Annotated in this window: 8 protein-coding genes and 1 tRNA gene; 3 read left to right on the top strand and 6 right to left on the bottom strand. The window is 45.6% G+C overall.

Going from position 1 to position 15,171, the window contains the following annotated elements; all coding sequences use genetic code 11:
• Positions 1-5: 5 nt before the first annotated feature.
• Together DYD21_RS08765 and DYD21_RS08770 are read right to left on the bottom strand one after the other, a co-directional pair.
• Positions 6-3,461, bottom strand: coding sequence for a ThuA domain-containing protein (locus DYD21_RS08765; RefSeq protein WP_116035381.1), 3,456 nt, complete (start codon positions 3,459-3,461; stop codon positions 6-8).
• Between the two features lie 955 nt (positions 3,462-4,416).
• Complete coding sequence (locus DYD21_RS08770) at positions 4,417-5,562, bottom strand: 6-bladed beta-propeller (RefSeq protein WP_116035383.1); 1,146 nt, start codon at positions 5,560-5,562, stop codon at positions 4,417-4,419.
• A gap of 281 nt (positions 5,563-5,843) precedes the next feature.
• Here DYD21_RS08770 and dnaB point away from each other — a divergent pair, with 281 nt between their 5' ends.
• The gene (gene dnaB / locus DYD21_RS08775) at positions 5,844-7,361 is read left to right on the top strand and encodes a replicative DNA helicase (protein WP_116035386.1); all 1,518 of its coding nucleotides are present in this window, start codon (positions 5,844-5,846) and stop codon (positions 7,359-7,361) included.
• 263 nt (positions 7,362-7,624) lie between these two features.
• Here the strand turns inward: dnaB and DYD21_RS08780 are convergent, their stop codons facing one another.
• The 3 genes from DYD21_RS08780 to DYD21_RS08790 form a co-directional block, all read right to left on the bottom strand.
• Complete coding sequence (locus tag DYD21_RS08780; protein WP_116035388.1) at positions 7,625-8,815, bottom strand: sorbosone dehydrogenase family protein; 1,191 nt, start codon at positions 8,813-8,815, stop codon at positions 7,625-7,627.
• Between the two features lie 137 nt (positions 8,816-8,952).
• The gene (locus tag DYD21_RS08785; RefSeq protein ID WP_116035391.1) at positions 8,953-11,331 is read right to left on the bottom strand and encodes a 3-hydroxyacyl-CoA dehydrogenase/enoyl-CoA hydratase family protein; all 2,379 of its coding nucleotides are present in this window, start codon (positions 11,329-11,331) and stop codon (positions 8,953-8,955) included.
• Positions 11,332-11,434: 103 nt separating this feature from the next.
• A complete protein-coding gene (locus tag DYD21_RS08790) occupies positions 11,435-13,222 on the bottom strand; it encodes a long-chain fatty acid--CoA ligase (RefSeq protein ID WP_116035394.1) in 1,788 nt (595 codons plus the stop codon).
• Positions 13,223-13,537: 315 nt separating this feature from the next.
• Between DYD21_RS08790 and DYD21_RS08795 the strand changes: the two genes are divergently transcribed.
• The gene (locus DYD21_RS08795; RefSeq protein WP_116035396.1) at positions 13,538-13,969 is read left to right on the top strand and encodes a hotdog fold thioesterase; all 432 of its coding nucleotides are present in this window, start codon (positions 13,538-13,540) and stop codon (positions 13,967-13,969) included.
• Between the two features lie 142 nt (positions 13,970-14,111).
• On the opposite strand, the gene DYD21_RS08800 is transcribed toward DYD21_RS08795, so the two are convergent.
• Entirely contained in the window at positions 14,112-14,321 is a 210-nt protein-coding gene (locus DYD21_RS08800; RefSeq protein ID WP_199535494.1) for a DUF2892 domain-containing protein, read from the bottom strand.
• A gap of 227 nt (positions 14,322-14,548) precedes the next feature.
• On the opposite strand from DYD21_RS08800, the gene DYD21_RS08805 reads away from it, so the two are divergent.
• Positions 14,549-14,632: transfer RNA gene (locus DYD21_RS08805), tRNA-Leu, on the top strand.
• Positions 14,633-15,171: the final 539 nt, after the last annotated feature.

The following is a 15,171-nucleotide window of genomic DNA, read 5'->3' on the forward strand; positions in this document are numbered from 1 at the left end:
TTCTTCTAATTCCCTGCTTTAAATTCCACACCGGTTAGAATGATGGTTCCGCTTTCACGTTCATCAGCCGGGCGGCTTACAAAATAGATGTCATGGTAGTTATCATCCGAAATTTCTTGGATAGATATACCAACATTATCAGCAAAAAATCCCTCTGGAGATCGTGTATCCGGCCGGGCCGTACCTTCACCGATAATCTCTCCTTCAGGCGAACCCAGGCGAATTTCGAAATGGTATCCATACTCCACTGCTTCCTGCGAACCGGAAATAAGTTCTATTTCATTGATGCTCTCCAAATGGATGCCATTCAGACTAAATGATCCGGGCCCGTTCGGAACCAGCAGCAGCTGAGTACCACCAAATTCCATGTTATTATAGTTATCGAGGTTACGGGCTGATGAAACTCCCATCCGGCTGTTTCTCAAGTTAACTGAAGCGTTGCCGCTTAACGGTTTAACCCGTTCTGTTCCTCCATCAGAGTAGGTGGCAGTAATCAATAAAAGGCCATTATCAAGAGTATCTTCTCCAAGTGTTGGATCCAGAGAACCTTCTGCCGGCAGCGATTCAGGCAGATCTTCCTCTTCACTCAATGATTCAATCCAGGCAACAATTCTATAGGCATCTTCTTCAGCCATATCGGAATGTGCGGGCATGGCAACGTCACCCCATATTCCCGAACTGCCGCTGATGATTCGATCTGCAATAAAACTGGCAGAATCATTTTCATCTTTATACCGATCCGCTATTTCCTGGTATGATGGTCCTACCGAGGGGTTTACCTGATGATGACAGGCCCTGCATCCCAATGTTGAAACCAGGTTTTTACCAGACATCACTTCCGTAAATACCAGGTGCCCCTCAGTTCCTGAAGTTTCATCCATATCTTCGCTCATTTCAATATAATCTGCAGAAACAAAAAGATTTCCAGGATCAATAGTGGTTGATATTCCATCAGGGCCTTCGTCATGAACCCGAATACTATACTGTACGTTCTTGCCGGGAAAATAGAACGATCGGTTGCCGTGTATATCAATATGAACTTCCGGGGCTGTGTTACCAGCATATACTGAAATGGATTCGGATTCTGCGGAGAGACCTTCTGAATCTTGAACAGTAACAGATGCCGTATAATCACCGATCTGCTCAAACGTATGATGCAGTTCAGGTTCATCCGTCTCAATAACTTCTCCAGAACTGATTTCCCAGGTATAGCTCATCGGGTCTCCCTCCAGATCTTCCGCTTCAACAGAGAATATCACTTCGAATGGAAGCAGGCCTGATGTTCTGTCTGCATGAATCGAATGAACAACCGGAGCGCGATTTCCGGGATTAAAATCAATTCTTGATAGGCCGGAATCAGGGTTTCTGGAGAACCACCCTTTTCCATATTCCAGAATATACAGGTTCCCATCCGGGCCAAGTTCCATATCCATGATGGCATTAAATTGAGTCTGGTCCATAAAAGGTTCCATTTTAGAGTACTCTCCATCCGGATGCAGAGTTACCACACGGATCCAGTCTCGAATCCAATCGTAAATAAATAATTTTCCATCATAATACTCAGGTAAACCACTTCCCCCGGGATACAGATCTGAATAGTAAACCGGACCGGCCATCGAATTTCTGCCGCCGGTTTCTACAAGCGGAAACTCCTCTGAAGCTGTGTATGGATACCAGATGAGTGCAGGTTTTGCAGGTGGCAGTTCCCTTAGCCCTGTGTTATGTGGTGAATTGTTCACCGGGTTTTGCGGATCAAAGACCTCACCCGGTGTACCGGTTGCATAATCGTATTCGTTGTAGGGAAAATTATCCCCTACGAAAAAAGGCCATCCAAAATGTCCAGCCCCTCGTGCCACATTAATTTCATCATATCCAAGGGATCCGCGCACACCTATACTGTCTGCCCTGGCATCCGGGCCAACATCTCCCCAATACAAATCCCCTGTTTTAGGATCCACCGAAATTCTATAGGGATTCCGAGTTCCCTGCACATAAATCTCAGGACGTGTTTTTTCGGTACCCACAGGATAGAGATTTCCTTCCGGAATATCATAGCTGCCATCTTCATTCACTATAATTCGAAGAATTTTACCTCTCAAATCGTTGGTATTGCCTGATGTTCTCCGGGCATCATACTGCTCAAAACCGGGGCGTTCATCCAGCGGAGCGTATCCGTCAAGCTGATGGGGCTGATTCGGCTGATTAAAGGGTGTTGAGTTATCTCCGGTTGAAAGGAACAGGTGTCCGTCACTGTCGAATGTAAGTGACCCGCCTGTATGACAACAGATATCCCGCTGCGAGTAGAACTCAAGAACCGTTGTTTCAGACTCCATTTCAAGACGGTCATTGATCAGTGTAAACCTCGACAAACGGTTTACAGAAGTATCGGCCGGTGAGTAAAAGATATAGACGAAGTTATTCTCCTGAAAGTCCGGGTCTGCGGTCATCCCAACAACCCCCTCTTCGGCATTCACTCTCTCTACATCCGTTTCGTGGTACACATCAAGCATGCCGGCCTGCACCAGGGAACCACTATCATTTTTGTACAATAAGATCTCGCCCCGGCGCTGGGCAATCAGAATATCTTTATTGGGCAGAATCGCCATTTCCGTGGGCTCAAAAAACTCCCCTTCCGAAAGCATCGTCTTTGTAAACCTGTTTTCTTCGGGTGCACTCTGGGTTCTGGCATTTGAATAATCAAGGCGATTATCCCCAATCGCATATTCGATTCCTTTATAGAGGTGATCCAAAAAAAGATCCTCTTCATAAGATTCCGGGGTATGACCCAGTCCGGTGTAAAAAGCTCTTCCCCCATCATATTCGTGATACCATGCTATCGGGTGGTATCCCATCGAAATTCCGCCCTCGTAACTCTCCTCATCAATGGTAAGCAACACATTAATTTCATCATACATATCCCGGTAGCTGTACCATTCATCCGTACGATCCCACCGTTCAGGTAAAAACTCAGTCATCGGGTGATTGGGATCTGCAACCTCCAGAATTCCCTGCTGAACATTTGGGTGAGGATCGTTGATTCCGGGATGATCTGAAAAGTATCCTCCGACCAAGCGGCCGTACCAGCCCCAGTGATACTCGGTATCTGCCGCAGAGTGAATTCCCACAAATCCTCCGCCAGCCTGGATAAAACGTTCAAACTCTGTTTCCTCGTAGTGATTCAGCACATCACCAGTTGTATTCAGGAATACTACTGCAGCATATTGTTGCAGGTTCTCTTCCGTAAAAAAACCTGCGTTTGTGGTTGTATCAACTGCAAAACCACGCTCTTCCCCCATCTGCTGAATGGCTTGAATACCGTCGGGAATTGACGCATGATAAAAACCAGCCGTCTTTGAAAAAACAAGAACACGAGGCTCTTCAAAACTATTACAAGATGAAAAAACGATAAAAAGTGTAGCAAAGATGATAAATATTCGTCCAGCTCCGAGATTTAAAGGCATAGCAGATGTATAAATTTTTCTATTTTTTTAGCCCTAATTAATACACAAATAATTTAATAGTTCAAAACCTGCCTTTACTAAAATTGTTTAGATCTACAGGAAAGTTTGTAGGTACTCATCGCATTTTAATAGTCTGGATTTTCTACGTAATTCGGTTCGCTGAACCGAAAAGACCAGAAGGTGTAAAAGATGCACACTATTTTGAAACGTCATCACGGACTCTTTTCCGCGATCTCCAATCATCACACAGTAAAATTTCATGGAGATCTCCATGCTCCATCGGAGCATTATATTTGTAGAAAATTAAGACGGTGATATACATCCGCCGTGCCGTAGGTACGGCATATTTTGATAGGTTTATGGATTATAAATTGCCTCAAAGCCCTTTCAAAGAAACATATTGTTCCTACGGAACATCGTGGATTCGGGACCCTTTATTTCTACAAATATATCGTCTCTACGAGACGGGTTTTTCAGGTCCCTTGATTCGAACCATCCCGTGACTACAGACCCCGATCCACGATCTCCACTCGCATAGCAAATCGTGGGACACATGATTCAAATCTGACGAACGAACCCAAATGGGTGATACCGAATCAGATGCGTCATGACTTATTTGGAAGATAAACGATTACGTCCACCACATCATCCACAGCCTTCTGAATCCAACCCAATAATCATTCAGGACTCCATGCTCCATCGGAGCATTATATTTGTAGAAAATTTAGGCGGTGATATACATCCGCCGTGCCGTAGGTACGGTATGTTTTTTTAGGGTTATGGATTTTAAATTGGCTCAAAGCCCGTTCTAAGTAACATTTTGTCCCTACGGAACACCCCGGATTTGGGATCCTCTTTTTTCTACAAGTATATCGTCTCTATGAGATAGGTTTGTTCATGCTTCTGGATTCGTACTATCTCCTCATCACGGACCCCGATCCGGAAAAAACCACCCTCAAAAACTGTACGAATAAACATTGATCATCTGTTCACCCGTGTCCGATTCTGCAAGCTGGTAGAGTCGTCCTGAATGAGCCTTCATGATTATTCCTTCGGGCATATCCGTAATTCTGCCCAGAATTTCACCGTTTTCATCCAGTGCTATCCACACCTCACTGAGGTTCTCATCATCCCCAATTAGATACATCCAAACCACTCCGTCAGGATCGTAATGGAGTATCTGAACTTTCCCTTTTGTGTCAGGCATCTGACTGATCAGGTTCGAAATCTGGGCACCTTCTAATCCCATCTGTTCTGTAATATCTTCAATGAATTCCCTCTTTTCAGCCTCTGTGAGTGGAATATCAGGTTGTGCAAATCCAACAGAATCGGTTCTCTCTCCGGTTGACAGATCATATTTTTCAAATCCAACCCTCAGGCTGTTGCCAATCATCACCCGGTCTTCATAAAAATTAAAGAGCGTTCTCCTGTGATGTGGAGATGATGTGGTTGCCAGAAGCTGATTGTTGTCATTCCGAAGTTCAATGATCTGGTCTCTTTGAAACTCCATGACCGGATCGCCATCGGCTTCACCATTCTCCCCTACTTTATTCAGTTTGATTACATCCACATCGGGCTCCACGGGAGATGGATATTCTAAGACATAAATTATTCCGTCAGCCGTCATATGAAATTCACGCGGATTAAAATCGGGGCTCAAATCATTAATGTGATGTAGTTCGGGTTGAGTATCATTCTGTAGCCGATAGTGACTCAACCGGCCCTGCGCCCAATCGAAAAGCAAAAGATCATTTTGGTTTGACAGGGATACTCTCCCGATTTGCCGGACTTCACCCGGCCCTTCTCCCTCAGTGAGTTCAGATGAGAGATAGGTACCATCGTTATCGAACAGGTGAATAGAATGCTGCTGATTGTCCACAATCAAAATTTCTCCGCTTTCTGCTACTAATAGCTGCATGATGCGGCCAAAAACCAGGTCGTCAGGCAGTGTATCTTCACTTATCTGGAAAAGCTCTGAAATCTCAATATCCGGTGCGCTCAGGTCATCATACACGGAATCTTCTGATGGTGTGCAGGAAATCAGCAGAAACACTGCTATTGTAACATTGAAGAAGTATAAAACAGAATAGTTTTTGATCATTTTTCTCAGATGAATTCAGGTTATTTGAGGAATGTATCTTACCGGACTGAATTTTTCAAGCCAAACGTGATAAACCTCTGAACTAAACACTTTATACTCCCAAAACTTGAGTTACAGCTGCATGATATGCTATGTATGAAATCTTAAAAATAATCTCCGATTTCCGTTCTCGAATCACCTCCTTTTTTGTTAATTTGATGTTTCATCTTCGGTTCATTTCTGGTACAAGGCTCCAGGTTCAAAACCGGCTTATCGCTCATTTTTAGAACGTTTTTGTGTTTATGGCAGATCAAAGAGGCCCCAACTTTCAGAACGGTAACAGCAGTCACACCCCGAATGACGGGGGGCGGGTTCCGCCGCAGGCAACTGAAGTTGAGGAAGCTGTTCTCGGGGCGATGCTGATTGAACATGAGGCGGCAACGATTGCGCTGCAGCAGCTTCAATCCGAAGATTTTTACAAACCGGCTCACCGCCACATTTTTGAAACGCTTCACGACCTCTACGAACGCGATAATCCGCTGGATCTTCTTACCGTTGAAAATGAACTTCGCGACAATGGGCTTCTCGAAACGGTAGGCGGAGGCGGTTATCTGGCCGACCTCACCCGCTCTGTCAGTTCTGCCGCGAACGTGAGCTACCATGCACAGATCATCTCCGAAAAAGCGATTAAACGAAAGCTGATTCTTCAGTGCAACGAAATCATCAAAAACGCCTACGACTCCACAACTGACGCTTACGAATCGCTCGATTCAGCCGAGCAGCGAATTTTTGAAATTGCCAATACAAAATCGCGGGCAAGTGCACAGGCGATTGGTGATGTGCTGAAAGATACCCTGCAATATCTCGAAGATCTTCGCGGAAAACCGTCAGGCATAACCGGTGTCCCTGCCGGGCTTGATGTGGATAAATACACATCCGGCTGGCAAAACGGGGATCTGATTATTATCGCAGCCCGGCCTTCGATGGGAAAAACGGCTTTTACGCTAACCTGTGCACGTAATGCGGTGCTCTATCCCGACGAGTCGATGCGCAAAAACGTGGCGATTTTCAGCCTGGAGATGTCCTCCCAGCAGCTCGTTCAGCGGTTTCTTACAATGGAAGCCCGGATTGATGCCCAGCAGGCGCGAACCGGTCAGTTGAAAGATGAAGATTTTAAACGCCTGATCGATGCGGCCAGCCGCCTGTTTACAGCCAAAATTTTTATTGATGATACTCCCGGCCTGAGCCTGATGGAGCTTCGCACAAAATGCCGCCGTCTGAAAAGTGAACATGATATCGGTTTGATTGTGGTTGATTACCTTCAGCTCATGACCGCCAACTCCCGCGATATCGGCAGCCGTGAACAGGAGATCGCCATGATTTCACGTGGACTGAAAGGATTGGCTAAAGAGTTAAACGTTCCGGTCATCGCCCTCTCGCAGCTTAGCCGCCAGGTAGAACAGCGCGGCGGCGATAAGCGTCCGCAGCTCAGTGACCTTCGGGAATCGGGATCAATCGAGCAGGATGCCGATGTGGTCTGTTTTCTTTATCGTCCGGAGTATTATGGAATTACAACTACAGCCGAAGGGCAGTCAACCAACGGCCTCGCCGAATTGATTATCGGAAAACAGCGTAACGGTCCGGTTGGATCCTCCAACATGTATTTCGTGAAGCAGTATGCCCGATTTGAGAAGCTCACCCAGACGGATGGAGCAATGCCGGGCGGTGCCGATAACGGCGATACTCCATTTCTGCCGGAAGATAGCCCCGCCACACCGCCACCCACGCACAACCCCGGCGGCGACGATGCACCGTTTTAGTGATTTGAGATTTGAGATGAGAGATAATAGATTTGAGACCTTCCCCTCCCCGGAGGGGACAGACCAGCAAAAGATCGCAAAGCGAGACTTTTACTGGTCAGGGGTGGGTCCCACGAAGCCACGCAAAATCCCCTGCTACGAACCCACCTCTGTCTCGTCGCTTTCCTGCCTGTGGCAGACGCTCTGGAGGCGGTCTCCTCCCGCGGAGGAGGAGATCAAACATATTTTTGTCTGTTAAATACTATCATCAAACCATAAAAAACCTAAAGCGCTTCTGCCGCTCCGCTTCCCAGGAGGTAGATGGTTCCATCAAAACCGGCAATATAGATTTCGTTCTGTTCATCAACCCCGAAAGATGGAATATTGAAGTTTGCGTTGTAGATTTCAGTGTTTGATGGGTTTTCCGTATCTGAAATATCGAGCGCCCAAATTCTGCCAGAGATGAAATCGCCGTAAATATAATACCCATAAAGCTGGGGATAGGCAGATCCGCGGTATACAAATCCGCCTGTGATGGATCGATCGCCCTGGCTGTGATCATATTCATATACCGGCATCTCGAGGCCGTCCGTTTCGCAACTTGATCCCGGAGGGTAGCAGATCGATCCTTCTACAATATTCCATCCGTAGTTCCGTCCGTTTTCAATGATGTGAATCACCTCGCGGTCACTCTGCCCCACATCAGCGGCCCATAGTACTTCGGTTTCCGCATCAAAGCTAAATCGCCAGGGGTTTCGCAGGCCGTAAGCAAAAATCTCTTCACGGAATCCTTCATTATTATTTACAAATGGGTTATCGGCAGGAATGCCGTATTGATTTCCGTTCTGAGGATTATCCACATCAATCCGCAAGATTGCTCCTAAAAGATTGGTCCTGTCCTGAGCATTATTACCGGGATCACCCCCGCCTCCGCCATCGCCGGATGCAATATAAAGATAGCCGTCCGGCCCAAATGCCAGGTGACCTCCGTTATGATTTCCCTGCGGCTGGTTGTAGCTCAACAACTCGACTTCACTTCCTGCATCTGCGCGGTTTGGATCATTAGAAGAGACTTCAAATCGTGAAATCACAGTACGGCTTGGTCCGTATGCAGTATAATTCACATATACATACCTATTGCTTTCAAAATCGGGATGAAAAGCCAGGCCAAGCAGGCCTTGTTCATTTGCACCATCGTTTACCCTTTCCCGAATATCCAGAAAAACTTCTGCATCCTGCGCTTCCGGATCGTTTGAAAACACTGATATCACGCCCTCCTGCTCCACTACAAACAGACGATCGGTTCCGTCACCGGCATTTTGGATGTCAAGCGGACGTGTGAATGAAAGTTCAGGAAAAGCATTTACAATTGCACTTTCATCACCATTTTCGCCAGGCGGGGGAAACGGCTCGGAGGTAGTTTCGCAAGAGGAAAGAAACAGAAGCAGGGGAAGGAAAAGCAATAGTAAACGCATCGGAAATTTTTTGAATTCTAAATTCAGTTAAATCAACGTTTTCCTATGCTACTTCTTATCTAATTGATTGTTTCATCAACCCAAATAAAAGGTTGAATCTACAGGTTCAGCACTTATTTCTCATCAAAACTCAATCCCTAATTTCTCAGCGGCTTACCGGTCTTTAACATGTGTTCCATCCTTTTATGCGTTCGTTCATCCTGAAAACACTCCAGAATTGCCTCTCGCTCAAGTTTCAGAATGTAGGATTCCGAAAGTTCCTGCGGCTCACTCAGGCTTCCTCCGGTCATGATCCCGGCTACTTTACCGGCCAGAATTTTATCGTATGGAGATGCAAATTTTCCTTCAGTCATGTTATAGAGCGTGACGTCGAGGACGCTTTTACCGGTCTGCCCCATCACCTTGATTTTTGGCTCTGCCGGAGGCCTGTACCCGGATTCAGCGAGTGAAACAGCCTGGTTCTTCGCCACCGATAACAGCAGATCGCGGTTCATCAGAATCATGTCCGATTCGCGAAGATAGCCCAGTTCTTTTGCTTTGCGGGCGCTGTCTGACACTTTTGCCAGGCCGATTGTCTTGAAAGCGTGTTTCAGATAAGGCAGCGGATCGGCATCTTCCGACTCCTCTACATTTTCCATCGCCCGAATCAGCAATTCTTTTGTACCGCCTCCGGCCGGAATGAGTCCCACTCCAAGTTCCACCAACCCGCAATAAAGTTCATGATGTGCCACCACTTTGTCGCAGTGCATCATAAACTCCACTCCACCGCCGAAACATCTGCCCGAAACGGCAGCAACAACCGGAAACGGCTGATATCGCAATCCAACCGCAACCCGCTGAAAATTTTCCACGGCTTCCTTTATTTGATCAAAATCTCCATCTTTCAGCGCTTTTCCGGCTTCACTTAAGTTTGCACCGTAGCTGAAATTTTCGTGATCGTGACCGATAACCATCGACTGAAACTGTTCCTTCACGATATCGCAGGCGTGTTCAACCGACTGAACCAGTTCAAATCCAAGTGTCTGCTGTTTGGTTCGGAATTCAAAAAGCGCAACTCCATCACCCATATCATACAGCCCGGCACTTTTGTTGCCCCAAACTTCATTGGGGCCTGTTTTCAGGCCTGCAACCGTAACCGCACCTTTTGCCGGCGGGGAGAGCTGATCGATCTCTCCGGTTGCCAGATTGTAAATGGTGCCATCCTTATAAAATGATCTTCGCCCGCTGTCGAGCATTTTCTTAACCGAATCCGGGACCTCTTTTCCTTCCGAAATCATCCGTTTTACGGATTCGCTCACGCCGATGGCGTCCCATCGCTGAAACGGCCCAAGCTCCCAGTTAAAACCCCACTGCATCGCCCGGTCGATCGACTCCGCCGATTCTGTAATTTCGGGGATTCGATTCGCCGAATAGAGCAGCAGATCGCAATGTATTTTCCACAAAAACCTTCCCGCCTCGTCATCTTGATTTACAAGAAATTTCAGGCGCTCACCCGCTGTTTTGAACTCTTTTTTTGCTTTCTCAGCCGACTCAAACGATACCTCTTTTTGAGGCTCATACTCCAGCGTATCGGGATCAACAACATGGTATTCATTTCCCTTTTCCCCTTTAACTTTTTTATAAAATCCACGCCCTTTTTTATTTCCGTGAGCACCCTCTTCCACCATCTTTTTAAATGCTTCCGGCAGTTTGAAGACCTCACGCCGTTCATCATCAGGTATGGCGGGATAGAGATTTTCAGAAACATGGTTAATCACATCAAGCCCGGCCATATCTGCAGTACGAAAGGTAGCGGCTTTGGAGTATCCGGTCAGTGTTCCGGTGAGAAAATCGATCTCTTCGGCGCGGAATTTTCCTTCAAAAAACCAGGGCATCATCGCCGCCATCGAAAAAACCCCGATTCGGTTTGCAATAAAATTCGGGGTGTCCTTACAGCGAACCACACCTTTTCCAAGAATCTTTTCACAAAACCGGCTCATATACGTCGTAACATCCTCATCGGTGCTTTTTGTCGGGATGATTTCGAGTAGTTTCATGTAGCGCGGCGGGTTGAAAAAATGCGTCCCCAGAAAATGCGCTTTAAACTCATCCGACTGTTCCTCGCTGATTTCCGAAATCGGCAGCCCGGATGTATTGGAACTGACGATGGTTCCCTGTTTACGCACCTTTTCAATTTTGGCCATCATCTCTTTTTTGATGTCCATTCTCTCCACAATTACTTCGCAAACCCAGTCGGCATCTTCAATCCATCCCAGGTGATCTTCAAAATTTCCCGGCTCTATCCGATCCGCCCATTCCGGCAGCGCAAGCGGCGCAGGATTCATTTTCTTGAGCTTCTCAATATTCTCTTCCGATGTTTTATTCGGCTGATCCGGATCATCCGATCTCAGATCCAGCAGCTTTACATTCAGCCCGGCGTTCACACAGTGCGCCGCGATCTGGCTTCCCATCACACCGGAACCGAGAATGATGACATTTTGGATGTTTTTCACTTTAGATCGAAATTCTTGAGACATAGTAGTTTCCGGATTTTTGCATTGAAAAATAGGTATGAAGTGGTATGTTCAAAATGTATAACTCATCACTAAAAATTCATCACTTAGAACTCAGAACTAAGAACTACTCATCTTCATACATCGATTCTATCTCCTTTTCGTACTTCTCGTTTATCACGGGCCGTTTCACCTTTTGGGTTGGTGTAAGCTCTCCGCCTTCAATAGAAAGCGCTTCCTTCAGAAGTACAAATTTTTTCACCTTCTCCCACGGTGAGAGCTCTTTATTGGCCTTATCTACTTCTTCCTGGATCAAATTGAGAACTTTTTCATCTTTGTTGATGGGATCCGATGGTGAATATCCATCGCGTTTCAGCCGTTTTTTCACGTTATCATATGCGGGCACAATCAAAGCGGAGCAGAATTTCCGCTGGTACCCGATCACAACCACCTGGTCGATATAACCGCTGTTAATAAGGCGGTTCTCGATATTTTGAGGCGCTACATACTTACCGGTGGAAAGTTTGAACATCGATTTCTTACGATCAGTGATGTATAGAAAACCATCATCGTCGATTTTCCCCACATCCCCCGTTTTAAACCATCCATCACCGGTAATAACTTCTTCAGTTTTTTCAGGCAGTTTGAAATAGCCTTTCATCACGTGAGGGCCGCGAGTGAGGATTTCCTTATCATCTGCAATTTTAATCTCCACATCTTCAAGAGCTTTACCCGATGAACCGATCCGCATCTCGCCCGGCCTCTGCACCGTAATCACCGGAGACGTTTCGGTGAGTCCGTACCCCTGCACGCAAATGATCCCGATCGCGTTCATAAATTTGAACACCTCCGGTGAAAGAGCCGCTCCTCCGCTGACTACGCCGGACAAGTTACCGCCAAACAGCTCCCGGATTTTGCTATAAATCAGTTTATCGGCAAGTTTATGTTTGATGCCGTCCAGTCCCGAAGGCGGGTTTTCAGGATTGTAATCTTCCGTGCGATAAATCGCCCAGTAGTATAGATTTTTCTTTAAGCCGCTCAGCTCCTGGCCTTTCACCTTCACACCGGTCTGAATTTTTTCAAGCAGCCGCGGGACAGTAGCCAGGAAAAATGGCTTCACATAAGCCATATCATCGCGAACTTCATCGATCACCTCAATGTAATGGATTTTGCACCCCATGCTGATGTACATATAGCTAATCATCCGCTCAAACACATGTGAGAGAGGCAGATAAGAAAGTACATGCTCACCGTTGAATCGTTCTCGTTCAAACGGCAGCTTTTCGAGTGATGCCTTTACGTTAAATGCGATATTGTTGTGGGTAAGCATCACGCCTTTCGGCACGCCTGTAGTGCCGGAGGTGTAAATCAGAGTGGCAAGATCATCCGGTTCAATCGACTCCCGGATCTCTGCAAGCAGCTTTGGATTCTCTTTTCTGAACTGCTCCCCTTGTTCAAGAATCGCCTCAAACGGACGAAGTTTTTGATGCTCAGAGCCGAACAGAGTGATTATCGCCTCTACAGTGGTCACCTCTTTAATGATCGGTTTGGTTTCAGAAAAAAGCTTGTCGTTCGATACAATGTGAATCTTAGACTCGGAATTTTCGAGGATGTATTTGATTTGATCTCCCGGCTGCGTGGGATAGATAGGCACATTCGCTGCGCCAAGACTTAAAATCGCCAGGTCACAGATAAGCCACTCCGTACTGTTTTCCGCGTGTAAAGAAACTTTATCTCCGCGCCTGATGCCCAGTTCATACAGGCCGTATGCAAACTGCTCCACTTTAGTTTTAAAATCTTCAGCAGAAGTTTCATGCCACTCTCCATTTCGTTTGGTAGAAGTGAACAGTCCGGTTTCGGCGGAATCTATTCCTTTATAAAGAAGATCCGGTAGAGTTTCAGGTGAGTATCTCATATCAAAATGTTTGGTTTACAGGCTGTAACGAAAGGTTAACACCGTTACCCTTAATTTACACTTTGACGCGACTTTTAAAAATTTCTTTTAAAAATTGTTGATACAAAAATCTGTAATTCTCTTTGGCACCATCTACTTAGACCATTGAACCAAAAACCCAAATGTGTCTCTCAATCCAATTCATACTTTGAGCATTACAAATCCGACTAAACGTGCCATCTATTTAATTATCTGTTCATGATACCATGATACCATTCACATTTCACGGTAAAAGAACCTATTTTTTGACCCATAACCCAATCAAAAAAAACTACTATGCAAATTGAAGAGGAAATCCGAAAGAAAGCTGAGCAGCTGTTTTCATCAAACCAAAAACATATGGGTGATGCGCTTGGAATTGAGTTTGATAGAATAAGCCGAGCGGAGATGCGTGCAACAATGCCGGTGAGTGAACAGACCGTTCAGCCGTTCGGCATCCTCCATGGCGGCGCATCGGTTGCCCTGGCGGAAACTCTCGCTTCCATCGGGGCGTGGCTGAACCTGAGTGACGATAACAAGACAGCGGTAGGCCTGGAGATCAATGCCAATCACATTCGTCCTGTTCGGCTGGGCGGCAAGGTGACCGGAATTGCAAAACCGATCCACCGGGGTTCACAAACTCAAGTCTGGGAAACACGAATTGAAACCGAAGATGGGAAACTGGTATCCATCTCACGCTGTACCCTTGCGATTGTGAACCGAAGGTAATCCGGTTTTATGAAGGGTGAATATAGATGACGCTAAAACAAAAAACCCGAAGTCCGCTGTGGAATCTCCGGGTTTTAAACTCTCTTTATTGTTTTACATCCCTTGTTTATTCTCCCTATATCGTACCAAATTGAATCATTCTCTAATTTTCTCTTTCGAGATTTGGGGTACAGGTTTCAATATTCATTACTCTGTAAACCGGGCAGAATGAAAGTGCTCCTGAAGCGATAAATATGAGCCCTAAAAATCCCCACAGGCTGTCATACCACAGACCTGCAAATAGTATGATCATTCCTAAAACTACACGTAACAGAGCATCTGAGAATCCTACATTTTTTTTGATAATTTTCATGACGGTCACCTTTTATTTTTAATTAATGTTGTATCAATGGTTAACATGACGTTTTGTTACTTATATGATACTGAACCCGCTGATTCCTGTCTGTACTCCGGCACCTGATCGTGATGTAGTCGAATCCACTACATGCGAAGTGTTCACCTGTTAAAGTTTTCGTCCATTTTGTCTGTGCTGTTTCCTTTGGCGAAAACCCTTCCTATATTTACTAATGTCAAATTTTTGCCCGGGTGGCGGAATTGGTAGACGCGCCGGATTCAAAATCCGGTGATGGCAACATTGTAGGGGTTCGAGTCCCCTCCCGGGTACTGAGTAAAACACATAAACCCTTAACTTTATATGAGTTAGGGGTTTTTTATTTATAACAGGTAAAGGTATAGGTAAAGGTTTTTACATATATCTGAATTAACAGGAAGCAAGAATATTGATTTTCACTGTTTCAGTTCTTGAGAGTGAAATCTACCTCATCACAACCTTATAAACTATTCAATTACTCAAATACCCACGTTACCAATTAGATCTTCTTCTAAGGTACAAGCAACCAGATAGTAACTTACAATACATTACTAATCATTTTCTTTGCCAGTAGAGATTTCATCTATGCAGATTTATCTGCACCGGCAGGCAGGGATTGGGTTGTTTCGCTGGAAAACGATACATCGCACTGCAAAATCTCCCTTCAATTTCCGAGTATATAACTGTGCTACCCCTCATCCACAATTCATCTAAATCACAATTAAATTACAGTCCTTATCAATGACCTTGTACAGGGTAAATCATTGCGTTTAAACACTTTAATAATGATTTATAAATTTGATCCTACTCCTTTACGCACTTACTTCAGCAT

Source organism: Rhodohalobacter sp. SW132 (assembly GCF_003390325.1).
GTDB lineage: Bacteria > Bacteroidota > Rhodothermia > Balneolales > Balneolaceae > SW132.